This is a genomic window from Nocardioides plantarum (assembly GCF_006346395.1).
Taxonomy (GTDB): Bacteria; Actinomycetota; Actinomycetes; order Propionibacteriales; family Nocardioidaceae; genus Nocardioides; species Nocardioides plantarum.
This window is the reverse complement of record NZ_VDMS01000001.1, coordinates 2,192,018-2,218,064: the sequence shown is the minus strand read 5'-3', so window position 1 is coordinate 2,218,064 and position 26,047 is coordinate 2,192,018. Positions and strand designations below refer to the sequence as shown.

Below are 26,047 nucleotides of genomic sequence, written 5' to 3'. Positions count from 1 at the left end.
CCGCCGCGCGTGCCTGCACCCGCACCGTGCCGGGCCGGCCGTTCCAGACCCCGGCCGAGGTCTTCGCCGAGCTCGCGACCGCCTGCCATGAGCTCGACATCGACGAGTGGGACGGCTACGGCGAGCGCGGAGCCGTGGCCCGCCTGGAGTCCGAGGTCGCCTCGGTGCTCGGGGCCGAGTCGGCGGCGTACTTCCCCTCCGGGGTCATGGCCCAGCAGGTCGCGCTGCGCATCTGGTGCGACCGCGCGGGCAGTCGGCGGGTGGCCATGCCCGACCTCAGCCACCTGCTCGTGCACGAGCTCGACGGCCCGCGGATCCTGCAGCAGCTGGAGGTCGAGCACCTCACGACCGGCCCTGTCGTCGCCACCGCCGACCACCTCGCCGCGATCCCCGGGCGGCTGGCCGCCGTGCTCGTCGAGATCCCGCTGCGCGACGCCGGCTGCCTCGTGCCGACGTACGACGAGCTCGCGGCGCTGTCGGCCGCCTGCCGCGAGCGCGGGGTGCGGCTGCACGTCGACGGCGCCCGCCTCTGGGAGGCGCAGACCCACCTCGACCGGCCGTTGTCCGAGATCACTGCTCTCGCCGACACCGTCTACGTCTCGTTCTACAAGGGTCTCGGCGGTCTGGCCGGCGCCGCGCTGGTCGGCGCGCCCGACGTCATCGACGAGGCGCGGCGCTGGCGGCGGCGGATGGGCGGCACCCTCTTCCGGTCCACCCCCGAGGTCGTCTCCGCCCTGGTCGGGCTCCGCGACCGGCTGCCCCTGATGGGCGACTGCGTGCGCTGGGCCCGCGCGATGACCGCCGCGCTGCCGGCGTCGGTGACCGTGGTGCCTCCGGTGCCCCACACGGGCACCTTCCTCCTCTACGCCGACGGTGAGCCCGACGACGTCAACCGCCGCCTGGCGTCGTACGCCGAGGAGCACCGGCTGCTACTGACCTCGCCCTGGTCGCCCACCGACCAGCCGGGCCGGGTGCACTGCGAGATCGCGGTCGGCGAGGGTGCGCTGGAGCTGGACGCGGTCGAGATCGCCGGGCTGATCGGTGAGCTGCTCGGGCCATCTGCTTCCCCACGGCCCACCTGACCCAGTCGGCGCCGCCCGGACGCACGACAGCCGCCGGCTCGAGCCGGCGGCTGTCGTGCGCGTGGGTCCTGGAGCGTGTCCTAGTGGCACGGGGCCGACGTTCTTGGCCGCTTCGCGCACTGAGGGCACGCACCTCGCGGCAGCGACGATCCTCGGAAGACGACCAGGTATGCCGTCGGACCGCCGCCACCGCGAAGGCACGCACCCTGAGCACGCCAAGCCATCAAGAACGTCGGACCCGCACCACTAGACCCGAGCGCCGGTCCGGCGCTGCGACGCCGTCCAGATCAGCAGCGCGATGACCGCGCCGATGATCGAGCCGATGATGCCCGCGGGCTGGAGCAGCCCGTCGCCGGCGTCCTTGCCGAACAGCAGGTAGCCCAGGAACCCGCCGACGAACGAACCGACGATGCCGAGCACGATCGTGGCCACGATCGAGAGGTCCTGCCGGCCGGGGACGAGGAGACGAGCCACGAAGCCGGCGATGGCGCCGACGACGATGATGGTCAGGATGAGTCCGAGCATGTGAGTGCCTTTCCTTCGAGGCTGCCGGTCGCGGCCCTTGGGGTGTACGCAACCACCCCCCTGAGGGGTGCGACACACCCCTAGGGCGGTTAGGGTGCCCGTATGAGCAGCCCTCGTGACCCCATCCAGGTCGCCCTCGTCGACGACTACGACGTGGTGGTGGTCGGGGTCGCCAACATGTTGGAGCCCTACCGCGACCGGGTCGTGGTGGCCGAGCTCGACACCAACAAGGCCGTGATCGACGACGTCGACATCGCGCTCTACGACTCGTTCGCGCAGCCCGAGTCCGACCACGACGAGATCAAGACGCTGATCGACAACCCCCTGGCCCGCCGGGTCGTGGTCTACACCTGGAACTTCCACCCGGAGCTCGTCGCGATGGCCCGCGACCTCGGTGTGCACGGCTACCTGTCCAAGGCCCTGAGCGCCCGCGACCTGGTGGCCGCGCTCGAGGCCGTCCACGCCGGCGAGATCGTGGTCAGTGCCTCGGCACCCAAGGCCCGCAACACCGCCGGCGACTGGCCCGGCCGCGGCGAAGGACTCTCCGACCGGGAGGCGGAGGTCCTCGCCCTCATCACCCAGGGCAAGAGCAACGCCGAGGTCGCCGCGCTGACCTACCTGAGCCCCAACACGGTCAAGTCCTACATCCGCGGTCTCTACCGCAAGATCGACGTCGAGAGCCGGACCCAGGCGGTCCTCTGGGGAGTGCGCAACGGGTTCCTGCCCGACCACCGACGCATCGAGCACTGGCGCGGGGGTCCGTGACCGGAGTGGATGTCGCGGGGCGCATGGTGGACGCACGGTGGTTGACATCGACAACGTCGGGGCAGACCTCGTGTCGACGGGTCTAGCCCCGTCACCACCATCCATCGACTCTCGGGAGAACCACGTGAGAACAACACGCAAGCTGGCGATGCTGATGACGTCCGTCCTGGCCGCCACGGTCACGATGGCCACGCCCAGCCAGGCCGCGAGCTACACGGGCTACACGACCAAGGCCGAGATACCCGACTACGACTGCGGCTCGGATGCCTGCACAGCGGCGCAGGGCTTCGCCGTGACCAGAAACTTCCTCTACACCATCAAGACCGACTCGGACCACAAGAAGTCGGTCATCTACCGGTTCAACCGCGAGACCGGCGACCGGGAGCTGATGCACAACGCGACGAGCGACTCCAACGTCAACACCTGGCTCGGGCACGCCAACGACATGCAGATCGTCACCGTGGGTGATCAGACCTACATGTTCGTGGTCACCATGTTCGGCAGCGACGACGGCGCCAACAGCGCCAAGCAGCTGGTCAAGCTGAAGTACGACGGCACCAGCTACGAGTGGGACCACACCTACAACATCCTGAACGGCACGGACACCCTGGGCGTCAGCGGCCTGAGCAAGATCTCCCAGAACGGCAACACCGTGGACTTCTTCTTCAGCACCGACGACAAGGTCTACCACGGGAGCCTCGACGTGACCGCCGAGGGAGGCAGCGCCAACGACATCCACCTCGCGAAGGCGTTCACGATGAACGGCAAGCCGGACGGCTGGGCGTCTCAAGGCGTCCACTACGACGCCGCGACGCAGCGCTTCTACCGGCCCATCACCCGCGCGAACCGCAGCAGGGTCCTGGTGTACGACAACATCGCGCCGACCATCTCCCTGCCCAAGACCCAACCGGTGTCGCCCAACAGCGGCATCGACATCGACATCACCAGCGCCAACTACGCCAAGTTCGAGATCGAGGGCGTCGGGATCAGCCCCGAGAGCAACAAGCTCTACTTCAGCACCAACCGGACCGGCAACAACGACGGCGTCCACTACGTCACGGGCTACGCCGCCTGACCCGGGCCACGTCGCGCGCATCGACGGGTCGGTGACCCCCGACCGCGCCACGCACGACGACGACCGAGCCCCACTCCCCCGGCGGGAGTGGGGCTCGCGTCCTTGTCGAGGCCGACTGCTGGATGCCTCCCGCCACCTCGCAGGGGCACCGCGGGCCCTTGCGGAAGGATCCGGAGGAGGTCGAGCCACGGCACCGGCTGCCTCGTGTTAAATACGCTGGCGTGAGATTCTCCCGACCCGCCGTCGCGGTTGTTGCTGCCCTCGCCCTCGGGTCCGTCTCCGGGCCCGCCGCGTCCTCCTCGGAGCCTCGGGCCGCTGCCGGGAGTCCGGGATCGGCGGGTGCCTCGGTCGTCCTGGACCGTGACGCCAACTACTCCCGGTTCGACGTGGCCACCGACCGGGCCGGCACGTCGTACGTCGGCTGGATCAGCTCCCACCCCGGAGACGACCTGTTCTCCCAGGTGCACGTGTGCGTGCTGCCGGTGGGGGCGACCGCGTGCGCTGGGGGCATCCAGACGATCGACGCCCTCGAGAAGGTCACCGCCGAGCAGCTCTTCGTCGTGGCGTCCGACGACCAGGCCACGTTGGTCTGGCACCACCTCAGTGGCGATGCGTCCACCGATGACCCGATGCAGGACCGGATCGCGGCCGCGCAGGTCGTCGACGGCCACCTGATGCCGGGCACCGACGTCGCCTCGGCACCGAGCGAGAGCACCCTGATGGCGGTCAACGCCGGGCCGCGCGGGATCAGCGCCGCGCTCGTGTCCGGACCCGACGACGACGCCCGCACGGTCTACTACTACGACGCCCTGTCCACGTCGACGCCGGCGTCACCGACCACGCTGCGCGCGCCGTACGCCGTGGGCAACGTCCAGCTCGCCGACGACGGCACCTCTAGCGTGATGCTCATCGACCAGTACGCCGCGGTCACCGCGCCCGTCCGCGTCGCGTGGAAGCCCTCCGGCTCGGGCGCCTGGAGCAGCTTCGCCTCCGTCGCCGGCACCACGACCGACCACAACACGGCCCGGATGACGACCACCTCCCGGGGGATCCGACTGCTCGCCACGGCCCGCGACACCAAGAAGGGCGGTGAGCAGTCGGTCGTCGCGAGCTGGAGGTCGACGGCCCACGCCTTCAGCAAGCCCGTCCCGGCACTGGTCGGTCAGTCGTGCGCCACCGGTGGTCGAGACGTGGCCACCGACGCCAGCGGTCGCATGTCGTCGGTGGCCATCGGGTGCGACACCCTCGCCATCGGCAACCACCAGACCGGCGCCGCCGGTGCCCTGACGCAGTTCCGCACCGGGCTGAGCGTCACCGGCGTCGACGCGCAGATCGCGACCAACCCGAGCGGCCGAGGGTGGGTCGTGTGGATCGCCACCGGCCACAGCGCCCTGGTGGCCCGGCCCATCCTGCTCCCCGCCCTGACCAGCCCGGTGACCACGTCGTCGAGGGCGGGGCGTCTCACGCTCACCGCACCGGTCTCGTGCCTGCCGCTGGTCAACACCACGCTCGAGGTCACGGCCAAGGCCGCCAAGGGGTGGCGGCTGCAGAGCACCTCGGTGACGCTGGGGAACCAGAAGATCTACCGCACCATCCCGGCACGTGCGTTGAAGCCCGGCCGCAGCTACCTCCTGACAGCGAAGGCGACCTACCTCAAGCACGGGGTCCACCAGACGATGAGCAAGAGCGCGCGGTTCACCACCTGCTCGACGCCCTGACCACGCACCACTCCGACGTCCAGCCGTCTCGACGACGGCGTCGGCAGGCCGCGCCTGCTCGGGGATACTCACCCCTGTGTCGTCCCGTCGCCGTCCACTCGTGACCGCCGCTCTGGTGGTGGTCTCGGCGGGGTTGAGCTGGTCGGGCCTGCAGGTCTCGCTCGACCACGCGAGCGAGGCTTGCTACACGACACCGCCGGGCTACCTGGAGCAGCAGGTGGTCGACGTACGCCGCACCTGGTGGTCGGTCGACTGCCTGATGGACCCCCGCAACGGCGACGCGCGCTACACGGTCCACCGTCCCTGGCAGTCGGTCCGGGCCATCGAGGAGATCTCCGGCGACTAGTGCCGCGGGTCCGAGGTTCTTGATGGCTTGGCGTGCTCAGGGTGCGTGCCTTCGCGGTGGCGGCGGTCCGACGGCATACCCGGTTGTCTTCCGAGGATCGCCGCTGCCGCGAGGTGCGTGCCATCAGTGCGCGAAGCGGCCAAGAACTTCGGCCCCGTGCCACTAGGTCCACCCGGGGAGTCGGGCTTCTCCAGCGACGTGGCTCAAGACCAGTCTTGTCGGTCCGACATCTAGACGTGACAAGGAAAGACAATCTACGGTCGCCCTGCGGCGCCCCGCCGCCACGACGAGGAGCTCACATGAAGAAACTGCTGAGGGTCGCGGCCCTCACGCTCGGAGTAGCCTTGGCGCCTGCTGCGGCCTACGCCGGCAACGTGTCGTCGAACGACGGCAACGGCAGCCAGCGCGTCACCTCGCACGGTGACCAGTCGTTCTCATCGACCGGAAACCTGCGCTCGAACACCGGCAACAAGGTGTACTACCGCGGCATCGTGGTCTACAACAACTACACCGACTACACCTGCGACCGGATCTCGGACAACACCACCTCCTCGTCGTACGTGACGCGTGGCGGGTCCTGCTCGCAGGTCGTGCCGATCCCGCCGAGCGCCGATGGCGCGGGCTGGAAGGTCTGCCGTGACCGCACCGGCCTGCCCGACGGGTGCGGATCTCAAGACAACGACTACTGGTGAGCACGCGACGCCATGATCTGAGTGAGGCCCGCCGCGCCACCGCGGTGGGCCTCGCCGACGTTTCCCGCCGCTACGGCGATGTTCGGGCGCTCAGCTCGGTCAGCTTCACGCTGGGCCTCGGCACGACGGTGCTCCTGGGAAGGAACGGCGCTGGAAAGTCGACCCTGAGCCGGATCCTCACCGGCCTCGAGACGCCCTCGAGCGGCAGCGTGTTGCGTGATGGTGCGGCCGTTACCTCGAGGGCGGACTGGCGGCATCACCACTCGCAGACGGGATGGTTGCCGCAGACGCTCACCGCGCCGATGTCCATGACCGTCGAGCAATACCTTCGCTACGCCGCATGGCTGAAGACGGTGCCCAAGGCTGAGACGAGCACCGCGATCGACCGTGCGATCCATCAGGTCGACCTCGACGACCAGCGCCGCCGGCGCCTCGGCCAGCTGTCCGGCGGCATGCTTCGCCGTGCCGGCATCGCCCAAGCCATCGTCCACGACCCTCACCTCGTCGTCCTCGACGAGCCCACGGTTGGCCTCGACCCCGAACAGCGCGCGCGATTCCACGACATCATCCGCACGCTCGCAGCCGACCGGTCGCTGCTGATCTCGACCCACCTCCTCGAGGATGTCGAGGCGACGGCAGACCGCATCCTCGTGCTCGAGCAAGGCTCGCTGTCCTTCGACGGCACGACGGATGAGCTGCAGGCCATGAGCTCCGACGGCGAGGATTCCAGTCAGTCGCGCCTGCGCAGCGGATTCATCAACATCGTGTCCACCGAAGGACCCTGAACGTGCAGATGCTCGTCCTGACGTGGCGCCGCGGCCTGCCGCTGTGCCTCGCGCTGGCCGTCTCTCTCCCGGCCACCTATGTCGGCCGGTGGGATCAGTGGCTCGGCGTCTGGTCCGAGACCCAGAACTACGTGGGCATTGCCTTCATCTTCGGTGTCCCGGCCGCATCCGCTGCAGGTGCTTGGGTGGGGGCGCAGAACGCCCGCGGCGGAGTGAGCGCGCTGCAAGCGGGGGCGAGCGCCTCGCCGATCTGTGTCGCCGTACGCGAGCTCGGCGAACCTGTCGTGTGGATCTGGGCAGGCTTCGTCCTGGCCTGCACTCCCGCCTACGTCGCCACAGCGCTGACGGCCGACGTCGGCCATCCACGTCCACTCCCGATCGTCGCGCAGCTCGCCTGCCTGGGCGGCATGACGACGCTCGGCCACCTCGCAGGCACCCGCATGCCGTGGTATCTCGGAGCCCCGGTCTGCGCCGCTGCCGCCTACGTGCTTCTAGGATTTCTGTCATTCAACGCGGACCGGCTGCTGCTCTCCCTCACCCCCGTCGACGAACGGTGGATGACGTTTCACCACATCATCTGGTGGGTCCTCGTCCTGCAGGCACTGCTGTGGACCCTCGTGATCGCCGCTGTGGTGCTACGACGTGCCGCGCTCCCCCGCGCCGCGTCCGGTGCGCTGGTGGCAGCCGGTCTTGCGGCTGCGCCACTGCTGTACGTCACGCCGGCCACCCGAGCGGTCACGGCATCGGACGTCGAGATGGCCTGCACCACCGAAGCGGACACGACCATCTGTCTGCCGCGGGCGAAGTCAGAGCTCGAGGGCGCCCTGATGGCGCAGGCCAGCCGGGGGCTGGACCTTCTCGAAGGGCTGCTGCCCTCGGAGGTCGCGTTCATCGACGACGAAGCCCGCGGCGTCTCACCTGACGCCGATCGCTCGATCAACACGGTGACCGCCGAACAGCACCGACAGGGACGGGTGTTGGTCTTCTTCTCCGAAGCCGGTGATCTCAGCGCGCGGACGCAGCTCAGCACCGATCAGTTTCACTACGGCCTCATCGCGGCGCTCATTCCCGCCTCACCCGTCGATGTAGGCGATACGGAGCCTGGCGGTGAGGTCATCCTGCCGACCGCGACGCCCACCGACGCCATCTACCGCTGGTACCTCACGGCATTGGACGTTCCTGTCGACGGATCAGGCGGTGCGGGGGCGCCGCTGCTGGACGACCGCTACCTCGACTACAGCCAGCATGCAGCAGACATCGACGCGTTCGAGGGCATGGACGCCGTCGAACGAGCGAGCTGGTTCGAGTCACACACGCAGTCCCTGCGCGACGGCACCGTTGAATGGTCAGACTTTGCGACGATCGAGCGCTAGCGCGATGCTCCGAACCTGGCTGCTCGCTCACCACATCGAACGCCGTTGGGTGCTGGTCGCCGTCGGCAGCTGGGTGGCCCTGTGGGGGTTCGCATCCATCACGGTCCCGCTCAAGTATCCCTACGAGGCCCGCGGGCAGGTGTTTGACTCAGGGGTCGTCATCGGCCTGCTGATTCCGCTGGCAGTCATGAACCTCGCACTCGACGAAGGCCCTGCCGACCTCGTTCGATCGGCCGCACGTCGCCTCACCACCACGCGGATCGCGCTCATCACGGGGTACCTGCTGACGGCTGCACTGTTCTCCACTGCGATGGCTTGGGCGGTCGCTCTGCCCATCGCGCTCGTGCTGGCCGACACCTTGCTGCTTGCCGGGGTCAACATCGCCGGCAACGCGTTGCTCGGCACCCGACTCGGATGGCTTCCGGCAGCAGCCACAGCCTTCACGATGAGCGCGCCCGGACTGGTGCCGTTCGAAGCCAACCTGCTCTACAACCGCGACGTCTCATCGACGTTCGTGATCGTCATCGGTGCCACGGTCGTGGTCGCGGCCGCGGCATATGCCCGAGCCGGGGCAGTCGGTCTACTCGGCCGGACCTCGCGCGCGACGCCCGAATGAACGCCTCCGCTTGGTGTGCGGCATCTCGTGCCCGCGCCGAGGTCGCGATGACGCTCCACCTGGTCAGCCGCGCAGGCGCACCGACAGGCAGGTGACGCACCCCTCGAGCTTCTCGAACTCGGTGAGGTCGACGGCGACCACGCGGAGTCCTCGGCCCTCGAACAGCTCGCGGGTGCGCGGCGCGCTGGTCGACATCAGCACCGTGCGCTCGTCGAGCAGGACGACGTGGGAGCCCGGCTCCTCGGGCACCGCCAGGAAGCGCGACCAGACCGTCGGGTCGTCGACCAGGGGCTCGAACCCCACGACGACGCCGTCGGGCAGGGCCGTGACCGCCGACTTCAGGTGCAGCACCTTGGTGAGGGGTACGCCGACCACCTCGGCCCCCAGCGGCGCGAGGTGGGCGCGGAGCTGGTCGAGCCCGGCCCGGTCGGTCCGGCCGCCCAGCCCGACCCACACGGTGCCGTCGTGCTTGAGGACGTCGCCGCCGTCGAGGGTCCCGGGGGCCTCGATGCGGGCGATCCGGTAGCCGAGCTCTCGCAGGGTCTGCTCGGTGCCCGCGGTCTCGGGCTTGCGCTCGTCGGCGCCCGGGCGCGAGATTACCGCCAGGTCGCCGTAGACGACGACCGTGTCCTCGACGAACACCGCGTCGGGACAGTCCGGGGCCGGCGGGACCTCGACGGTCTCCCACCCCTCGGCCTGCAGTGCTGCGACATAGGCCGCCCACTGCCGCTGCGCGAGGTCGACATCGACCGGGACGCGCTCGAGGTGGGTCACCAGACCGTCGGCCAGCCGCGGGCCCGGACGACGGACGAGGGCGCGCCGGTTCATGCGCCCGGCGCCACGCCGCGGATGCCGGCCAGCAGGGTGTCGAGGCCGAACCCGAGCCACTGCTCGGAGGCAGCACAGTCGGTGAGCGTCTCCGCCGACTCGATGATCGTCGGGAACCGCTTGGGCGGCAGCGCCTGCAGCGCAGCCCACTTGGCCCGGACCTCCTGGTCACGTTCGTCGTTGGTCGTGCCGACCGCGAGGCCGGGCTCGTCGGCGACGAGGCTGGTCATGAACATCAGCGCGTACATCCCGAGCTGGGAGGCCTGCTCGGGTGAGCAGCCACCGTCGCGGAGCAGCCGGAGGATCCGCTCGGCGATCTCGCGGCCGGGGTCGTTGAGCAGGATCCGCCGCCCGACGAGCTGGGCGACGGCGGGGTGGGCGGCCAGACCGGCGAGCAGGGCCTCGAGCGCGGCGCGCAGCTGCACGTCCCACGTGACCGTGTCGTCGGGAGCGGGCAGGGCCACCTCCGCGAGGAGCTGCTCGGCGACCCCGTCGAGCAGGGCGTCCTTGTCCTTGAAGTGCCAGTAGAGCGCCATCGGCGTGACCCCGAGCCCCGTGGCCAGGCGGCGCACGGTGAGGGCGTCGAGGCCTTCGGCGTCGACCAGCCCGAGGGCCGCGCGGGCGACCGTGTCGCGGCTCAACCGTTCCTTCGCCGCCGTCGCGGCTCTCGTCTTGGTGGCCATGGTTGACAACTGTACACCGTACATGGATCCTGTCCGGTGTAGATGTACGGCGTACAGGTACGTCGTAGATGCATCGTTCCGGAAGGGGAACAGCAATGAGGAAGAGTCCGTGGGCCACGCTGGCGGTGCTGGCGCTCGCCCAGTTCATGGTGGTGCTCGACGTCACGATCGTGAACGTCGCGCTGCCCGACCTGCAGGCCGACCTGGGCTTCAGCCCGGACAACCTGCAGTGGGTGATCAGCGCCTACACGCTGGCCTTCGGCGGCTTCCTGCTGCTGGGCGGCCGGCTCGGTGACGTGCTCGGGCGACGGGGGGTCTTCACCGGCGGCCTGGCGCTCTTCACCACGGCCTCGCTGGTCGGCGGGCTCGCGTCGTCGCAGGCGTTCCTCATCGCCGCGCGGGCCGTGCAGGGCTTCGGCGGCGCGCTGATGTCGGCCGCCGCCCTGTCGATCCTCACCGTGACGTACGCCGCCGGGCGCGAGCGCAACATCGCGATGGGCATCTGGGGCGGACTGGCCGGGCTGGGCGGCACGCTCGGCGTGGTCGCGGGCGGCGTGCTGGTCGACTCCCTCGGCTGGGAGTGGGTCTTCTTCGTCAACGTGCCGATCGGCGTCGCCCTGCTCGCCCTGACCCGCTCGACCGTCGCCGACAGCCGGGTCGTCTCGGACGGCCCTCGGTCCTTCGACCTGGCCGGCGCGGCCCTCGGGACCGGCGCGGTCCTCGCCCTGATCTACGGCGTGATCCGCTCCGAGCCGCTCGGCTGGGGCTCGGCCCAGGTCATCGGGTCCCTGGTCGCCGGCGCGGCGCTGCTCGCCCTGTTCGTGGTCGTCGAGTCGCGCTCGAGCGCACCCCTGGTGCCACTGCGGCTGTTCCGATCCCGCTCGCTGAGCCAGTCGACGCTCGTCCTGGGCCTCAACGGCGGCGCCTTCCTTGCGATGTTCTTCCTCTCCGCGCTGTTCCTGCAGCAGGGCAAGGGCCTCTCGGCCCTCGAGACCGGCCTGCAGTTCCTGCCGATGGGCGTCGCCGCGATCGCCGGCGCCCTGCTCGCCACCCAGCTCCTCCCCCGCTTCGGCACCCGCCCCGTCCAGGTCGGGTCCGCGCTCGTGGCCGTCGGTGGCCTGCTGCTGCTCGCCCAGGCCTCGGCCGACGGCTCCTACGCCACCGAGCTCCTGCCGGGCTTCGTCCTCTACGGCGCCGGGATCATGGGCGTCGGCGTACCGGCCCAGATCAGCGCGCTCTCCGAGATCGAGCACGCCGACGCCGGCGCCGCCTCGGGCATCATCAACACCGGCTACCAGGTCGGGGGCGCCCTCGGGCTCGCCGTCATCTCGAGCCTGGCCACCGCAGCCGCGACGTCGTCGCTGGCCGACGGCGGCTCTCCGACGGCCGCCCTCGCCGACGCCTACGAGCGCGGGCTGCTGCTCACCGCCGTCCTCGGCCTGGGGATCCTGGTGCTGGCGGCCGCGTCGCGGCAGCTCAAGCCGAGCGCGGAGGAGATCGCCGAGCTGGCCGTCGCCGCCTGACTGCTCAGAGCAGAAGCCCACCTCGTCCCGTCCGGGTCGGTGCCAGGCTGGCGACATGCTGAGAACGGTGGCGGTGCTCTCCGACGTCCACGGGATGCTCGTGTCCCTGGACCGGGTGCTCGCCGAGCCCGCGGTGGCGGCGGCCGACCTGGTCGTCGTCACCGGGGACCACGTGTGGGGGCCTCAGCCGACGGAGGTGCTCGACCGCCTGCTGGGCCTCGGCGACCGGGCCGTGCTGGTCCGCGGCAACGCCGACCGCGAGCTGCTCGAGATGTCGCGCGGGGTCGACCTCGGACTGGGCGGCGACCCGGTGTCGACGTGGGGCGCCACCCAGCTCCGTCCCGGGCACCAGCAGGCTCTCGGCGTCATGCCCGAGCAGGTGACGCTCGAGGTCCCCGGGTTCGGCGCCGTCCGGTTCTGCCACGCGACGCCGCGAGACGACGAGGAGGTCGTCCTGGTCGACAGCCGTGTCGAGCGGTGGGCGGAGGTGTTCCAGGACCTGCCGCCCGAGATCGAGACCGTCGTCTGCGGCCACACCCACATGCCCTTCGTGCGTCTGGCCAGCGGCCGCCTCGTGGTCAATCCGGGCAGCGTCGGCCTTCCCTACGGCCGGCCCGGTGCCCACTGGGCGCTGCTCCACGACGGCGCTGTGACCCTGCGTCGCACGCTGATCGATCCCACCGAGCTGGTCGACACCACGGCTCGATTGTCCACGATGCCCGGCGTCGTGGACTGGCTCGACGAGATGGTGCGCCGGCCCGCGGGCGATGTCGAGGCCTTGGGCGCCTTCGGCCCGCGCGACGGCCGGTAGGCGTCGGCGCCCGTCACTCCCGGGTCGCGTCGCCGAACGCGTCGTCGGTCAGCACCGGCACCACCTCGGACACGCCCGTCTCGGCGGCGATCCAGACGTCGCTCGCAAAACCCTTGTCGACGAGCTCCGCCCCACTGGCACAGGCGATCAGCTCGTCCTTGATCGTCGCCCGCACCGCGTCGTACGCCGTCGCCGCGGCTCGCGCCTCCGGCGACCAAGACGACATGTCGACAAGTCGACCCAACGACGAGAGCACTGCTCCGGCACCCCACAGGTCCTCGACCGAGGGTCGCAGCGAGCCGTCGGACCACCGCTCCCCCGCAGGTACGACGGCGACGAGAGCGCCGCTCTCGACCTGGGACGCGACCCACGCGCCGACCGCCAGCGCGTTGCGCAGGGAGGCGCCCACGACCGTGCAGCCCGAGTCGCGCAGCGCGAACGAGATGGCCGACCCGTTGGGCGACGGCAGCACGATCCGCTCGATGCCGTGGTCGGGTCCGAGGGCGGCCAGCGACGCCGGCGAGAGCGAGACTCCGGCGCGCCACTGCCGCGCCTCGAGACGACCGACGGCGAGCACGGCGTCGCGCTCGGCGGCGTACGCCTCGGCACGGGAGTCCTTCCAGGCGTAGGGCAGCACGGTGATGCCGAGGTCGAGGGCGACGGTCAGCGTGGTCGTGAACGACAGCACGTCGACCACCACGGCGACGTCACACCCGGCCGCGACGGCCCCGGCGCCGGTCGGCCCCCACTCCAGGCGCACGGCGGACGCCGTCTGCCGGTGAGCCGGGTCGATGCCCGAGGAGTCAGTCGCGGACACGCACCACCGACTTGCCGAGCGTGCGCCGCTCGTCCATGTCGACGAGCGCCTGGCCGAACTCCTCGAGCTCGTAGACCCGGCCGACCGTCGGCTTGACGTGGCCGGCCTCGATCATCGGCACCAGTCGCGCCCATTGCTCCTGCATGTAGCCCGGCCGCATCATCGCGAAGGCGCCCCACCCGACCCCGCGGACGTCGACGTTGTTGAGCAGCAGCCGGTTGACCTTGACCTCGGGGATGCCCGCGCCGGAGGCGAACCCCAGCACCAGCAGGCGTCCCTGGGTCGCCAGCGAGCGCAGGGAGTCGGTGAAGGCAGGGCCGCCCACGATGTCGGCGACCACGTCGACCCCGGCGCCGCCGGTCAGCTCCTTGACCGCGTCCTTGAACCCCTCGAGCAGCACCACGTGGTCGGCCCCGGCCTGCGTCGCGGTGGCCTTCTTCGCCTCGGTCGACACCACGCCGATGACCGTGGCGCCCATGCCCTTGGCCACCTGGATCGTGGCGGTGCCGAGCCCGCCGGCGGCACCGTGCACGAGCACGGTCTCGCCGGGCTCGAGGCCACCCCGCTCGAACAGGGCGAACTCCGCGGTCAGGTAGTTCATCGGGAGCGCCGCCCCCTCGTCGTACGACGTCGCGTCGGGCAGCGCGAAGGTGAACATCGCCGGCACGACGGCGCGCTCCTGCGCGCCACCCCAGCCGCCCACGGCGGCGACCCGCTGCCCGGGCTCGAACCCGGGACCGCTCACCACGGTTCCGGCGACGTCGACGCCGAGCGAGAAGGGCATCTCGGGCTTCATCTGGTACTCGCCGCGGCTCAGCAGCAGGTCGGGGAAGCTGACCCCGACGCGGTGCACCTCGATCAGCACGTCGTCGGCACCGGGGATCGGCTCGTCGACCTCGCGGACGACGACGTCGGAGGGACCGGTGGGCGTGATGACCTGGACTGCGCGCATGACCCCGATCCAACCAGCCCGCCCACGTCGGGGCGGGGCCCACCCGGTGGTGGCCGGAACCTTCCCGTTGACCGCCCGGCGGGGCAGGACGAGGGTGCGGAGAACGGCCCGCTCTCGGGAACGGGCCCCTCTCGGGAGGTCCCCCACATGTCCCTACGCCGACCCGTCCGCGCCATCGCCGCCGCGGCCGCGCTCGTCCTCGCCCCGCTGACCGTCGTCCAGACGACCCAGGCCCCGGCCGCCCGGGCCGACGTCCTGCCCCCGACCGCGGTCGCGCTGGGCGACTCGTTCATCAGCGGCGAGGGTGCCGGCGACTACCTCGCCGTGACCGACCAGAGCGGGGCCAGCCAGGGCTTCCCGGGCTGGGACGCCGACAACGCCAACCCCTACTTCTGCCACCGCTCGCCCCACGCGAGCATCGCGGTCGCGGACCTCCCTGGCATCACCGAGCGGGTCAACCTCGCCTGCAGCGGCGGCCAGCCGCAGGACATGGCCAACCCCTCCAGCGCCCGTCCGGGCGGACGCAGCGTCGCCAGCCAGATCGACCAGCTGCGCCAGGTGGCCACCACCCACGACATCGACCTGGTGCTGATCGGGCTGGGGTCCAACAACGCCCACTTCACCTTCGGCACGGTGGCGGCCGAGTGCGCCGGACGGTTCGTCGGCGACGGCTACACCGGCTGGTGGGAGGTCTGGATCGACCTGATCAACTGGATCAGCGGCACCGAGCTCGACCAGGAGCCCTGCACCGACGACGACCTCGCCACCCCGGCCCAGTTCTCCGCCGCCCAGGCCGACACCACGGCCGCGCTCCGCCAGGTGCTCGACGCCCTCGACGAGATCGACCCCGACGGTCAGCACCGCGTCGTCCTGCAGGACTACGTCAACCCGCTGCCCGAGACCTACGCCGCCGACTACCTCGAGGAGGACGGTCGCGACGACGAGCGCGACAAGTACCGCGCGCTGGTCGACGAGCGGTACGCCGCCGGCTGCCCGGCCGACGTCGCCACGCTCGCCCCCGCCCACCGCTTCAGCGAGGGGCTGGGCGCGCTGGTCGCGGGGGTGGCCACCACCCTGCAGGCCGAGCGGCCCGGCAGCGACATCGCCTACCTCGACGTCCAGCACGCCTTCGACGGCGCCCGGCTGTGCGAGAACCCGGGGAGCCCCGCCGGCGCGCTGCCCACGCCGCTGCGCGTCATGGACGGCCCGACCGGCGTCAAGGTCGACAGCTTCGGTCCGTTCGACAAGCTCGACATCAAGCGGGTGACCGACACCTGCTCCGACTACTACCAGACCTGCCAGGAGTCGTGGCACCCCAGCGCGGCCGGGCACCAGGTGCTCGGGCAGTGCCTGAGCGCCGCGTGGACCGGTGGCGCGGCGGCCCTGACCTGCCGGCGCCAGCCCGACGGGAGCGTCACCGTCGGGTGAGGGATCGTGGGTCGTACGCCGGGCCGGACCGAGGGGATCAGCCCGGCGTCACGATCTTCGACAGCTCGAAGTGCATGGGGTCGGTGTAGCGCCAGTCGCCGCCCCACGCGAAGCCCCACCGCTTGAACACCGCGACCACGCCCCGGTCCATCTCGCCGACCGTGCCGCGCTGGTTGCCGGGGGTGTTGAGGTCGAGGGCCAGGCCGAAGGAGTGGTTGGACAGCGTCGTGGAGCCGGCGATGAAGCGGGGGTAGTAGCACCCGGCGTACTGGTCTGGGTTGATCGTGGAGGCCAGCCCCAGCTGGACGACCTCGGCCAGGGCGGCCTTGAGCTGCGGCATGAGGTACTTGTTGCAGGTGACCGAGCCGAGGATCGGCACGGTCTCGGTGACGATGTGGCTGCGCACCCACGACGGGTCGGGGGTGATCCGGCCGCCGCCGGTCGGGGTGTAGTCGAAGACGCCGACGGCGTCGGCGAAGTCGCCGACCAGGACCGCGCTGTCGAACTTGCCGGGGTCGAGCCCGTAGCGGGCCACGGCGTCGAGGTTCTGGACCACCGCGGTGTCGCCGACGAGGCGGGCGATGGGCTTGCGCAGCGACTCGGGCGCGGTCTGCCCGGTGCTGATGAGCATCGCGTTGTCGGCCACCATGCCCAGGGCCGCGCCGCGCTTGCGGTTGACCACCATGTCGATCTTCTCGGCCTGGGGCGCCCACGCACCGACGTGCACGTCGGCGCCGGCCTCCTGGCCCAGGGTGAGCACGCCCTGCTTGGTGACCGGCAGCCGCTTGCGCAGGTCGTCGGAGACGGCGACCTCCCCGGCGGCGACGCGGTCCCACTGCGCCTGCAGGTCGGCGCTCTCCTGCGAGGTGAACCGGCGGTACTGGGCCGGGTCGACGGCCGCGAGGTTGTAGACCTTGTTCTCGAGCGGCACGTTGGCCAGCGAGATCGTGGTGACGGCGGTGACGCCCTGCAGGTCGCGCAGCCGGGCGACCAGCTCGGGGCTGAGCGTCTGCTTGGCCGAGATCAGGATGTCGGCGGCCCCGAGCGGGCCCCGGCGCTTGCCCGGCGCGGCCACGGCGTACGCCGGATCGAGGACCGCAGCGGTCGAGGCGGCGCCGGGGGTGGTGGCGGTCGGCGGCGGCGGGGTCGACGACCCCGTGGGGTCGGACGTGCCGGACGACGAAGCAGTGGCGGGGCCGGTGGCCGAGTCGGTGGCCGGAGCGGTAGCGCCGGGGTCACCAGAGCAGGCGGACACCAGCAGCACCGCGGCCACGGCGGCGGTGCTGCGTGCACGCGAGATCGTCATCGACCCCTCCCTCCGAGCCGAGCGTAGTTGGGCCGGGCAACGTGTGTGCTCCGAACGGCCCTCAGCGCAGGACGCGCGCGGCGATCCAGGCGATGTCGTCGGCCGTGGCCGCGGCCGGACCGCTGGGCTGCATCACGTGGCTGAGCACGACCCGGACCACCATGTCCGTGGCGGCGTCGAGCCGCGGGGCGTCCAGGGGTACGCCGTAGGGCGCGATGCGCTCGGAGATGACGGCCTTGGCGACCACGAGCAGCGACTGGGCGTGGGTGGTCAGCAGCGGGAGCAGCTCGGTGTCGGCGCCGTGGGTGGCCGACACGACCGCGTGCAGGAGGGGGTTGTCCTCGGCGTTCTCGAGCACGGTGCGCGAGGCCAGCCGGATCGCCTCGACGAGGTCGTCGGGGTGCTGGTCGAACGCGAGCTGGACGACGGCGAGGAAGCGGTCGAGCTCGCGCGCGATCATCGCTTCGGCGAGCCCCGGCTTGGTGCCGATCTCGTTGTAGACCGTCTGACGGCTCACGCCCACCACGTCGGCGAGCTTGGCCATGGTCACCTGCGACCAGCCGATCTCGCTGGTCAGCCGGACGGCGGCGTCGACGACGCGCTCGCGCGTCGTGGTGCCCGGCGTGGAGGTGCCCGGGGCCGCTGCCGTGTCGCTCACGTCGACCAGCGTAGGCAGCGGTCCTATCCCGTCAGGGTGAGGGCCAGGACGGGACAGGCCTGGGTCGCGGCGTGCACGTGTCCACGATCGGCGTCGGGGACCTCGTCGTGCAGGACGGTCAGCTCGTCCTCGCCGTCGGCGGTCTCGGTCAGCTCGAAGTAGTCCGAGGCCATCGCCTCGCACATGCCGAGCCCCTCGCACCGCTCGCGGTCGACCACGATGCGCGCGGCCACCTCACGCCTCCTGTCGCTCGGTGTCGGACAGGGCGACGAAGTCGACCTTGTCGCGCACCCCGCAGTCGGGGCAGCACCAGTCGTCGGGGATGTCCTTCCAGGCGGTCCCGGCGGCGAACCCCTCGAGCTCGTTGCCGGTCTCGACCTCGTAGGTGTAGCCACAGCCGGGGCAGCGCGCCGCCAGCACCTCCTGCGTGGCGGCGGCGGCCGCCGCGGCGAGGGCGACGTCCTCGCGGGCCACGCGCTCGGCCTCGAGCACGGTCGCGGGCCGGGGGTAGCGCTCGAGGTAGCGGGACCGCAGGCGCGGCTGGACGTTGGCCAGCGTGACGTCACCGCCGAAGTGGCGCACGACCCGCTGGTCCATCACCGCGCGGAACAGCGGCGGGACCAGCGCGAGCACGATCATCCCGGCGTACCCGGTCGGCAGCACCGGGCTCTCCTCGAAGTCGCGCAGGGTCTGGTAGCGGCGGGTGGGGTTGGCGTGGTGATCGCTGTGACGCTGCAGGTGGTAGAGCAGCACGTTGGTCGCGATGTTGTTGGAGTTCCAGGAGTGCGACGGGTCGACCCGCTCGTAGCGCTGGCGGGCGCCGGTGCCGACCTTCTGGCGCAGCATCCCGTAGTGCTCCATGAAGTTGACGACCTCGAGCAGGCTGAAGCCCACCACCGCCTGGATGAGCAGGAACGGGACCAGCTCGACGCCCAGCCAGGCGACGAGCCCGCCGAACAGCACCGCCGACATCAGCCAGGCGTTGAGCACGTCGTTGCCGAGGTGGAAGGGGTGCGTCTTCTTGCGGGCGTAGCGCTTCTTCTCCAGGCTCCACGCGCTGCGCAGCGAGCCGAGGACGGTGCGGGGCCAGAAGGCGTAGAAGCTCTCGCCCAGCCGGGACGACGCAGGGTCCTCGGGGGTGGCCACGCGCACGTGGTGGCCCCGGTTGTGCTCGATGTAGAAGTGGCCGTAGAAGCTCTGGGCCAGGGCGATCTTCGACAGCCACCGCTCGTTGGCCTCGCGCTTGTGGCCGAGCTCGTGGGCGGTGTTGATGCCGATGCCGCCGATGGTGCCGATCGAGATGGCCAGCCCGATCTTGTCGACCAGGGTCAGCTCACCGAGCCCGTACGGCGCCCCCTCGGCGATCACGTAGCAGGCGGCCACGAAGCCGACGTACTGGATCGGCAGGAACAGGTAGGTGATCCACCGGTAGTAGCGGTCCTTCTCGAGGGCCTCGATCGCGTCGTCGGGCGGGTTGCTGCGGTCGAGGCCGGCGACCAGGTCGATGGCCGGGACCACGCCGAGCACGACGATCGGGCCGATCCAGAACCACACGCCCCAGCCGGTCAGCGCCCACAGGCCGCCGGCCACGAAGGCCAGCGACGGCACCACCAGCCCGATCAGCCACAGGTAGCGCTTGCCGTCGCGCCACGTCGCGCTCGAGCCCTCGGGCACCGTGCTGTTGCGGATCGGGTCGGTCATCGCGCCTCCTGCGTCGTCGCGGGTTTACAGGACCGTAGGACATGTAAACCCCGTTGACAAGAGGTAGCCGTTTGTAAAGTGGCTGCTGGAATCGATCGCGCTCAACCCGGCCGGACACGTCACAATGGCCCCATGTCCGACCCGGCTCCCCCCACCCGCTTCGGCGGCGACGCCCCCGACGGCGAGACGGGCGAGCGCAACGTCGTGCTGCGCACGCTGCTCCGGCTCCGCTCGGTCCTGGTGCTGGTCCCCCTCCTGGCCGGGCTGCTGATCGCGGCCGCCATCGGGGCGGGCATGCTCTGGGCCGACATCCCGGATCGCCAGCTGACCGGCCCCGACGTCACCTGCTGGGACGGCCAGAGCGCCCCGGTCACCGACTGCACCGAGCCGCGGGGTCGTCGCGGCCTGCACTGGGTCTTCCCCAGCTACCAGATCCGCGACGAGCGCTGCGTGCCGCTGGAGCGCCGCGGCAGCTCGAGCCCCTACCAGGTCGCGTGTGCGCTGCGCTTCGACCAGCGCCCGGTCACGGTCACCTACACCGCGCGGTCCTCGGCCGACGACCTGCTCAAGGCGCTACGCGCCTCCTACGGCGCCAAGCCGGTCAGCGAGGCCGATGGCGAGCGGCTGGTGTTCCGAGGGTCCAGTGCCGGGAGCAACGGGCTCTACCGGGTGACGGTGGCCTACGCCGGCCACCCGTTCTCGGTCACCGTCGAGGCCCCCGACCGGCGGGTGCGCGACACGGCGCTCGACGAGCTGGTCACCTTCCGTCCCGCCGACCAGGTGGTCGTCCGCCAGTCCTGACCTCAGCTGCCCCGGATCGCCGCGGCCACGGCCTTGGGCACGTCGGGGTGGAAGACCGTCGGGATGATGAAGCTCGAGTTGAGCTCGTCGTCGCGGACCACGAGGGCGATGGCGTGGGCGGCCCGCAGCAGCATGTCGACGGTGATCTCGCTGGCCCGGGCGTCGAGCAGCCCGCGGAACACCCCCCGGGAAGGCCAGCACGTTGTTGATCTGGTTGGGGTAGTCCGACCGGCCCGAGGCGACCACGGCGGCGTACTTGCCGGCCTCGGCGGGGTCGACCTCGGGGTCGGGGTTGGCCAGGGCGAAGACCACGGCCCGGTCGGCCATGTCGCGGATCCACTCGGCGTCGAGGATGCCCGGGGCGCTGACCCCGACGAAGACGTCGGCGCCGCCGTCGGACTTCAGCGCGTCGTGCAGCCCGCCGGTCACCCGACGGGGGTTGGTCGCCTGGGCGAGCTCCTCCTGGGCCGGGGAGAGGCCCTCGAGGCCGGGCACCAGGCAGCCGACCCGGTCGTAGACGACCACGTCGGTGACCCCCGCGGCGAGCAGGAGCGTCACGATCGCCGTACCGGCCGCGCCGGCGCCGGCCACGACGACCCGGGCGGAGGCCAGCTCCTTCTCCACGACCCGCATCGCGTTGGTCAGGGCGGCGAGGACGACGATCGCGGTGCCGTGCTGGTCGTCGTGGAAGACCGGGATGTCGAGGCTGGCGCGCAGCCGCCGCTCGATCTCGAAGCAGCGCGGGGCGGCGATGTCCTCCAGGTTGATGCCGCCGAAGCCCGGCGCGATCATCTCGACGGCCCGGACGATCTCGTCGGTGTCCTGGCTGGCCAGGCAGATCGGCCACGCGTCGATGTCGGCGAACCGCTTGAACAGCGCCGCCTTGCCCTCCATCACCGGCAGCGCGGCACCGGGACCGATGTTGCCCAGGCCGAGGACGGCGGACCCGTCGGTCACCACGGCGACCGAGTTGCCCTTGATCGTCAGCCGGCTGACGTCCTCGGGGTTCTCGTAGATCGCCATGCTCACCCGGCCGACCCCGGGCGTGTAGGCCATCGACAGGTCGTCGCGGTTGCGCAGGGGAACCTTGGAGGAGACCTCGATCTTGCCGCCGATGTGGAGCAGGAACGTGCGGTCGCTGACCTTGTGGACCTCGACGCCCTCGACCGCGTCGACGGCCTCCTCGAGGAGGGCGGCGTGGTCGGCGTCGCCCGCCGAGCAGGTCACGTCGAGCACCAGCCGGGTGTGGGACGACTCGACCACGTCGATGGCGGTCACGATGCCGCCGGCCGCCGCGATCGCGGTGGCCACGGCGCCCACGACCCCGTGGTCGGGCGCGGTGTGGAGACGCATGGTGATCGAGTACGACGAGGTGGTGGCGGTCCGGGTCACGCCCGCCACCTTGTCACCGCGGCCCCGTTACGGGCGAGTAGGGGCACCTTGCGGTCGTTGTGGTCCTGAGCGCACCGAGGGCGCGTCCTACACGCCGAGGTGGTGGAGCAGGTTCTTGCTGAACCGGTCGCCCATCTGGTTGATGACCCCGCGCATCGTCGTGCGCACCGCGCCGCCGGACACCTTGGGCAGGGGGAGGTCGACGCAGATCTCCATGCTGGTCTCGAGCAGGACGCCCCGGGGGTGGTCGGCCAGCGCGTACCAGCCGTGGACGCCGGCCCGCTCCTTGGCACCCGGGGGCGGGTCGTGGGTGAACTCGATCCGCTTGCCCTCCTCGAGCGTCATCCGCTCGGTGAAGGTCGCCGAGAAGCCCTTGCCGAGGACCTGCAGCCCCGAGAGGCGCCAGATCCAGTGGTCGTCACCCTCGACGGTGATCTGGGAGATGAAGGGCGTGAACGCCGCGACCAGGGCCGGATCGGTCAGCGCCGCCCAGACCCGCTCGCGCTCCACGGGCACGACCGCCTCGGCGGTGGTGGAGGAGGAGAAGGTGCTCAAGGATCAGGCCTGGAGTGCCTTCTCGATGTCGCCCGAGATCTTCTCGGGCTTGGTGGTGGGGGCGTAGCGGTCGACGACCTGACCGTCCTTGCCCACGAGGTACTTGGTGAAGTTCCACTTGATCTTGCCGCCGAGCAGGCCGCTCTTCTCCTTGCGGAGCCACTGGTAGAGCGGGTGGGCGTCGTCGCCGTTGACCTCGACCTTGCTCATCATGGGGAAGGTGACGCCGTAGTTCTTCTGGCAGAAGGCGCCGATCTCGGCCTCGTCGCCGGGCTCCTGGTGACCGAACTGGTCGCACGGGAAGCCGAGGATGACGAAGCCCTGCTCACCGTAGGTCTCCCACAGCTTCTGCAGGCCCTCGAACTGAGGGGTGAAGCCGCACTGGGAGGCGGTGTTGACGACGAGCACCACCTTGCCGGCGTACGCCGCGAGGTCGACGGGCTCCCCGTCGAGGGTGGTAGCGCTGAAGTCCTGGAGTGAGGTCATGCTGGTGATTCTGGCAGGCGCGCCCTCACCTGTGCGGGCTGTTCGTATCCCACGGGGTTGTCGAAGCCGCCGAGCTGGATGCGCACGTGCTGGGTGCCCACGTCGAGCACCACCGCGTCGGCCTCGATCGCGCTCACCTCGCCGGTGACGAGGTACGTCGTCGGCGACAGCCGGTCGAGTCGGCCGCCGGGGCGCGCCCGGCTCACGTCCTCGAGTGCCACCAGGCCCAGCAGCCCGGCGGGTCGCCGCCGCCAGACGAGCACCAGGGCGAGGAGCAGGAAGACGTCGGCGACGACCGTGAGCACCATCAGCACTCCGGCCCCCTGCTCACCTGCCACCCGGGAGCGGTTCGGCGAGCCCGGCACCACGCGCACCTGGATCGTCTTGGTGGCGGTGGCGTCGTCGTAGGCGTCGGCCTCGAGCGCGGCGGTCCAGGTGTCCTGGTCGGGGTCGATCTGCTGGTCGAAGCGGAAGTCGACCAGGCCACCGTCGTCACCCGAGGCACGGGAGGCGGTCACCGTCGCGGTGACGTCGACGCCGTGGCGCTCGACGTCGCGCCCCACCCAGGCGCCGTGCACGAAGGGCAGGTTGACCACGACGATCAGCAGCAGGACGGCCAGCGCGCCCTTGTTGCCCCATCGGCTCGCCCTCAGTCGGCCCACGGCCGCCAGCCGACGTCGTACGCGATCTCGGTGAGGGGACGGCGGACCCGCTCGCGCCGGTCGCGCTCGGCGTCACTCTCGGGCACCTGGCTGGGGTCGCCGAGCACCCCGATCGCGATGCCGGCCATCAGTCGCACGCTGTCGGGTACGCCGAGCGCGCGCGCGGCGGCCTCCTTGTCGAACCCCGCGAACTGGTGGGCGTGCAGCCCCATCGCCCGGGCCTGGAGCGTCACGTGGGCCGAGGCCTGGCCCAGGTCGTGGCGCGCGATGTCGGGGTCCTTGACGTCGACGACCTCGACGCCGGCGACGAGCACCAGCGAGGCCCGCGGCACCCATCCCGCGTTGCCGCGGGTCAGGTGCGGCACGAAGGCGGTGTGGGCGGCGCTGCCGCGGGGGGCGACGACGTAGCGCCAGGGCTGGCTGTTGCCGGCGCTGGGGGCCCAGCGGGCCGCGGCGAGCAGGGTGGCGACGTCGTCGGCCGACAGCTCGTGGGTCGGGTCGAGGACGCTGGGGCTCCAGCGGGACCGCAGCGGCTCGGCCAAGCCCTCGGCCCCGGGCATCGGTGCGTGGCCGCCTGATCCCTCACCCTGCTCCGTCACCCGGCCCATGGTGCCCGATCACGGGCCGGGTGACGCGGGACGTCCGCGCGCTACTCGACCAGCCAGGCGAGCCGAGTGGTGCCGTCCCGGGTGATCCACAGCTCCGTCACGGTGATCGTGCTGCCCGCGACCAGGCGGCCCTTGCTGCCGGGGAGCACGACCGGGAACCCGCAGTCGTCGTCGCTGTCGGCGCGATCGACGCACAGGCTCCGTCCGCTCGAGCTCACGGCCGTCACCTCGGCGGTCACGGTCTTCCCCTCCCGCGCGCGGCCGTCGGAGCGCCCGGTCAGGGCCAGGGCCAGGACCACCACCACGATCGCGAGCACGACCGCGATGGCGATCGCCCCGACCAGCGCCCGACGGAGCCGCTTCGTGCTCAGCTCCACTTGAGCCAGGCGTGGATGCTGGCGCGAGACCCGCCGGCGCTGCCCTTGGAGATCCGCTGCAGCGAGGTGGCGACCACACCGCGGGTCTCGTCGGCGGGGGCCTGGCCGCTGGAGGTCCACTTCGCCCCGAAGTACTGGAAGTCCTCGGAGGCCCACGGGTTGAGCCGGTCGGGGCACATCTCGGTGGAGGAGGAGTAGCTGGCGCCGTTCTTGCCCTCGACCGACACGTCGGTGCTGCGGCACGAGCCGATCGACTCGCTGGAGTAGGGATCCCAGTCGACCGCCGTCGATCGCTCGCTGACGTACTCCAGCCGGATGCCGACGCCCTTGAGCCGGTCGTACATGGCGCCGGGGTTCTTGACCCAGCCGGTGGCCTTCATCTTGTTGGCCATCCAGACGTACTTGGAGTTGGATGCGTCGAGGTAACGCACCACGCAGGCGTGGTTGTACTTGGTGCCGTCGCCCTTGGTGGTCTTGAAGTCGTAGCAGAACGAGTCGTGGATCGAGCTGGCCGCCGCCGAGACCCCGGCCGTGCGGGTCGCAGCCGTGGGGGTGGCCGACGTCGGGGTGGCCGCCGTCGGGGTGGCGGCCGTGCGAGTCGCGGCCGCCTCGACCTGGGCGGAGGTGCGACACCCCTGCGCGTCCAGGTCACGCGCGAACTCGCACGCCTGGGCCGCCGACATCCCCGAGGCCAGCGACATCTCGTAGACGGTGGGAGCGACGGCGTCGGACGCGAGCGTCGACCCCGACGAGGGGGACGTCGGCATGGTGACGCCGACCAGTGCCTCGTCGGGCCCCGCGGCCTCCCACTGCACCTGGGCGCCGCTGGCGCCGTAGGTGGTGACCGTGGTGTCACCGCGGGTGATGGTCTCGACCACCATGCCGTCCGCGGTCCGCTGCGTGGTGCGCTGCTCACCGTCGTCGGCCCCGGCCGGGCCCGGCGTCGCCACCGGACCCAGGCCGGTGCCGACCAGGACCGCCGCCCCGACCAGGACCAGCCATCGCTGTCGTCGCTGTGTGTTCACCCGAGAACTCCTTCTGTTGCCCTGGCGTGGGCTGCTCCCGCGCCGGATCCGGGGCGCCGACCGAGGTCGGCGCGGTTATGCGGACGCGTGCTGGCGCACCGGCGCGACCGCGAGCAGCGCCCGGGCGTCGCGGACCAGGAGCTCGGCGCACAAGGCGTGGTAGAGCTCGGGACTGACGCGTCGCTTGCTGCCGATCTCGAGGTGGGTGATGTAGGACCGGTCGACCCCGAGGGCGTCGGCCAGGTCGGTCACGGTGCGGCCGCGCAGCTCTCGGATCTCCCGGAGCGCGAACCCGTGCACCTCGATCGTGCGGTCGGTGGCAGGCATGACTAACAAGTTAGACAACTCTGAACATGGTGGCAAGTACTGACCAGGAAGAATGACAGTTCTCGTCACTATCTGGTGCGGGAGCCCTCGTCACCGACCTGTGACTGGAGGTGACCTGGCGTGACTGGCA

General features: G+C 71.2%; 29 protein-coding genes and 1 pseudogene. 13 read left to right on the top strand and 17 right to left on the bottom strand.

Annotated elements, in window-relative coordinates:
- Nucleotides 1-26: 26 nt before the first annotated feature.
- Nucleotides 27-1,082 (top strand): threonine aldolase family protein, encoded by a 1,056-nt coding sequence (locus tag FJQ56_RS10435; RefSeq protein ID WP_170215339.1) that lies wholly within the window; start codon nt 27-29, stop codon nt 1,080-1,082.
- A gap of 246 nt (nt 1,083-1,328) precedes the next feature.
- Here the strand turns inward: FJQ56_RS10435 and FJQ56_RS10430 are convergent, their stop codons facing one another.
- Complete coding sequence (locus tag FJQ56_RS10430; protein WP_140009329.1) at nt 1,329-1,607, bottom strand: GlsB/YeaQ/YmgE family stress response membrane protein; 279 nt, start codon at nt 1,605-1,607, stop codon at nt 1,329-1,331.
- A gap of 102 nt (nt 1,608-1,709) precedes the next feature.
- Here FJQ56_RS10430 and FJQ56_RS10425 point away from each other — a divergent pair, with 102 nt between their 5' ends.
- The 8 genes from FJQ56_RS10425 (at nt 1,710) to FJQ56_RS10390 (ending at nt 8,977) form a co-directional block, all read left to right on the top strand.
- Nucleotides 1,710-2,372, top strand: a complete 663-nt coding sequence (locus FJQ56_RS10425) for a helix-turn-helix transcriptional regulator (protein WP_140009328.1) — start codon at nt 1,710-1,712, stop codon at nt 2,370-2,372.
- Nucleotides 2,373-2,496: 124 nt separating this feature from the next.
- The gene (locus tag FJQ56_RS10420; RefSeq protein ID WP_140009327.1) at nt 2,497-3,447 is read left to right on the top strand and encodes a hypothetical protein; all 951 of its coding nucleotides are present in this window, start codon (nt 2,497-2,499) and stop codon (nt 3,445-3,447) included.
- A 221-nt stretch (nt 3,448-3,668) separates the two neighbouring features.
- Nucleotides 3,669-5,165, top strand: a complete 1,497-nt coding sequence (locus tag FJQ56_RS10415) for a hypothetical protein (protein WP_140009326.1) — start codon at nt 3,669-3,671, stop codon at nt 5,163-5,165.
- A 100-nt stretch (nt 5,166-5,265) separates the two neighbouring features.
- On the top strand, nt 5,266-5,511 hold the full coding sequence (locus FJQ56_RS10410; protein ID WP_140009325.1) for a hypothetical protein: 246 nt from the start codon (nt 5,266-5,268) through the stop codon (nt 5,509-5,511).
- A 299-nt stretch (nt 5,512-5,810) separates the two neighbouring features.
- Nucleotides 5,811-6,203 carry a hypothetical protein gene (locus tag FJQ56_RS10405; RefSeq protein WP_140009324.1) on the top strand — a complete coding sequence of 131 codons (393 nt, stop codon included), beginning with the start codon at nt 5,811-5,813 and terminating at the stop codon, nt 6,201-6,203.
- Nucleotides 6,200-6,988, top strand: a complete 789-nt coding sequence (locus FJQ56_RS10400) for an ABC transporter ATP-binding protein (RefSeq protein WP_170215338.1) — start codon at nt 6,200-6,202, stop codon at nt 6,986-6,988. The genes FJQ56_RS10405 and FJQ56_RS10400 overlap by 4 nt, the downstream gene beginning before the upstream one ends.
- A 2-nt stretch (nt 6,989-6,990) precedes the next feature.
- Complete coding sequence (locus FJQ56_RS10395; RefSeq protein WP_140009322.1) at nt 6,991-8,361, top strand: hypothetical protein; 1,371 nt, start codon at nt 6,991-6,993, stop codon at nt 8,359-8,361.
- Nucleotides 8,362-8,365: 4 nt separating this feature from the next.
- Nucleotides 8,366-8,977, top strand: a complete 612-nt coding sequence (locus tag FJQ56_RS10390) for a hypothetical protein (protein WP_140009321.1) — start codon at nt 8,366-8,368, stop codon at nt 8,975-8,977.
- Nucleotides 8,978-9,040: 63 nt separating this feature from the next.
- Here FJQ56_RS10390 and ddaH read toward each other — a convergent pair whose 3' ends face one another.
- Entirely contained in the window at nt 9,041-9,805 is a 765-nt protein-coding gene (ddaH, locus tag FJQ56_RS10385) for a dimethylargininase (protein ID WP_140009320.1), read from the bottom strand.
- On the bottom strand, nt 9,802-10,488 hold the full coding sequence (locus FJQ56_RS10380; RefSeq protein WP_211350830.1) for a TetR family transcriptional regulator: 687 nt from the start codon (nt 10,486-10,488) through the stop codon (nt 9,802-9,804). Before FJQ56_RS10380 ends, ddaH begins: the two co-directional genes overlap by 4 nt.
- Before the next feature lie 95 nt (nt 10,489-10,583).
- On the opposite strand from FJQ56_RS10380, the gene FJQ56_RS10375 reads away from it, so the two are divergent.
- Both FJQ56_RS10375 and FJQ56_RS10370 read left to right on the top strand, forming a co-directional pair.
- On the top strand, nt 10,584-12,011 hold the full coding sequence (locus tag FJQ56_RS10375) for a DHA2 family efflux MFS transporter permease subunit (protein WP_140009318.1): 1,428 nt from the start codon (nt 10,584-10,586) through the stop codon (nt 12,009-12,011).
- Between the two features lie 55 nt (nt 12,012-12,066).
- Nucleotides 12,067-12,822, top strand: a complete 756-nt coding sequence (locus FJQ56_RS10370; RefSeq protein WP_140009317.1) for a metallophosphoesterase family protein — start codon at nt 12,067-12,069, stop codon at nt 12,820-12,822.
- Between the two features lie 13 nt (nt 12,823-12,835).
- Here the strand turns inward: FJQ56_RS10370 and FJQ56_RS10365 are convergent, their stop codons facing one another.
- Nucleotides 12,836-13,639: a 2-phosphosulfolactate phosphatase gene (locus FJQ56_RS10365; protein WP_246084072.1), complete on the bottom strand. Its 804-nt coding sequence runs from the start codon at nt 13,637-13,639 to the stop codon at nt 12,836-12,838.
- The gene (locus FJQ56_RS10360) at nt 13,626-14,591 is read right to left on the bottom strand and encodes an NADPH:quinone oxidoreductase family protein (protein WP_140009316.1); all 966 of its coding nucleotides are present in this window, start codon (nt 14,589-14,591) and stop codon (nt 13,626-13,628) included. Before FJQ56_RS10360 ends, FJQ56_RS10365 begins: the two co-directional genes overlap by 14 nt.
- A gap of 147 nt (nt 14,592-14,738) precedes the next feature.
- On the opposite strand from FJQ56_RS10360, the gene FJQ56_RS10355 reads away from it, so the two are divergent.
- The gene (locus tag FJQ56_RS10355) at nt 14,739-16,019 is read left to right on the top strand and encodes an SGNH/GDSL hydrolase family protein (protein WP_140009315.1); all 1,281 of its coding nucleotides are present in this window, start codon (nt 14,739-14,741) and stop codon (nt 16,017-16,019) included.
- Nucleotides 16,020-16,056: 37 nt separating this feature from the next.
- Here the strand turns inward: FJQ56_RS10355 and FJQ56_RS10350 are convergent, their stop codons facing one another.
- The 4 genes from FJQ56_RS10350 to FJQ56_RS10335 form a co-directional block, all read right to left on the bottom strand.
- Entirely contained in the window at nt 16,057-17,325 is a 1,269-nt protein-coding gene (locus FJQ56_RS10350) for a M15 family metallopeptidase (RefSeq protein WP_140009314.1), read from the bottom strand.
- 61 nt (nt 17,326-17,386) lie between these two features.
- The gene (locus FJQ56_RS10345; RefSeq protein WP_140009313.1) at nt 17,387-17,983 is read right to left on the bottom strand and encodes a TetR/AcrR family transcriptional regulator; all 597 of its coding nucleotides are present in this window, start codon (nt 17,981-17,983) and stop codon (nt 17,387-17,389) included.
- Between the two features lie 23 nt (nt 17,984-18,006).
- Nucleotides 18,007-18,216 (bottom strand): ferredoxin, encoded by a 210-nt coding sequence (locus FJQ56_RS10340; RefSeq protein ID WP_246084071.1) that lies wholly within the window; start codon nt 18,214-18,216, stop codon nt 18,007-18,009.
- Nucleotide 18,217: 1 nt separating this feature from the next.
- Nucleotides 18,218-19,684: a fatty acid desaturase gene (locus FJQ56_RS10335; protein ID WP_140009312.1), complete on the bottom strand. Its 1,467-nt coding sequence runs from the start codon at nt 19,682-19,684 to the stop codon at nt 18,218-18,220.
- Between the two features lie 132 nt (nt 19,685-19,816).
- Here FJQ56_RS10335 and FJQ56_RS10330 point away from each other — a divergent pair, with 132 nt between their 5' ends.
- Nucleotides 19,817-20,485, top strand: a complete 669-nt coding sequence (locus FJQ56_RS10330) for a hypothetical protein (RefSeq protein ID WP_140009311.1) — start codon at nt 19,817-19,819, stop codon at nt 20,483-20,485.
- 2 nt (nt 20,486-20,487) lie between these two features.
- On the opposite strand, the pseudogene FJQ56_RS10325 reads toward FJQ56_RS10330, so the two are convergent.
- The 8 genes and pseudogenes from FJQ56_RS10325 to FJQ56_RS10290 form a co-directional block, all read right to left on the bottom strand.
- Nucleotides 20,488-21,838, bottom strand: a pseudogene (locus tag FJQ56_RS10325) (NAD-dependent malic enzyme).
- Nucleotides 21,839-21,964: 126 nt separating this feature from the next.
- Complete coding sequence (locus FJQ56_RS10320) at nt 21,965-22,432, bottom strand: SRPBCC family protein (protein ID WP_140009310.1); 468 nt, start codon at nt 22,430-22,432, stop codon at nt 21,965-21,967.
- Between the two features lie 3 nt (nt 22,433-22,435).
- Nucleotides 22,436-22,918, bottom strand: a complete 483-nt coding sequence (locus tag FJQ56_RS10315; protein ID WP_140009309.1) for a glutathione peroxidase — start codon at nt 22,916-22,918, stop codon at nt 22,436-22,438.
- Entirely contained in the window at nt 22,915-23,580 is a 666-nt protein-coding gene (locus FJQ56_RS10310) for a hypothetical protein (RefSeq protein ID WP_140009308.1), read from the bottom strand. Before FJQ56_RS10310 ends, FJQ56_RS10315 begins: the two co-directional genes overlap by 4 nt.
- Nucleotides 23,568-24,179 carry a nitroreductase family protein gene (locus tag FJQ56_RS10305; protein WP_246084070.1) on the bottom strand — a complete coding sequence of 204 codons (612 nt, stop codon included), beginning with the start codon at nt 24,177-24,179 and terminating at the stop codon, nt 23,568-23,570. Before FJQ56_RS10305 ends, FJQ56_RS10310 begins: the two co-directional genes overlap by 13 nt.
- 50 nt (nt 24,180-24,229) lie before the next feature.
- The gene (locus FJQ56_RS10300; protein ID WP_140009306.1) at nt 24,230-24,565 is read right to left on the bottom strand and encodes a hypothetical protein; all 336 of its coding nucleotides are present in this window, start codon (nt 24,563-24,565) and stop codon (nt 24,230-24,232) included.
- Nucleotides 24,556-25,590, bottom strand: coding sequence for a hypothetical protein (locus FJQ56_RS10295; RefSeq protein WP_140009305.1), 1,035 nt, complete (start codon nt 25,588-25,590; stop codon nt 24,556-24,558). Before FJQ56_RS10295 ends, FJQ56_RS10300 begins: the two co-directional genes overlap by 10 nt.
- A gap of 75 nt (nt 25,591-25,665) precedes the next feature.
- A complete protein-coding gene (locus FJQ56_RS10290; RefSeq protein WP_140009304.1) occupies nt 25,666-25,917 on the bottom strand; it encodes a helix-turn-helix domain-containing protein in 252 nt (83 codons plus the stop codon).
- Nucleotides 25,918-26,047: the final 130 nt, after the last annotated feature.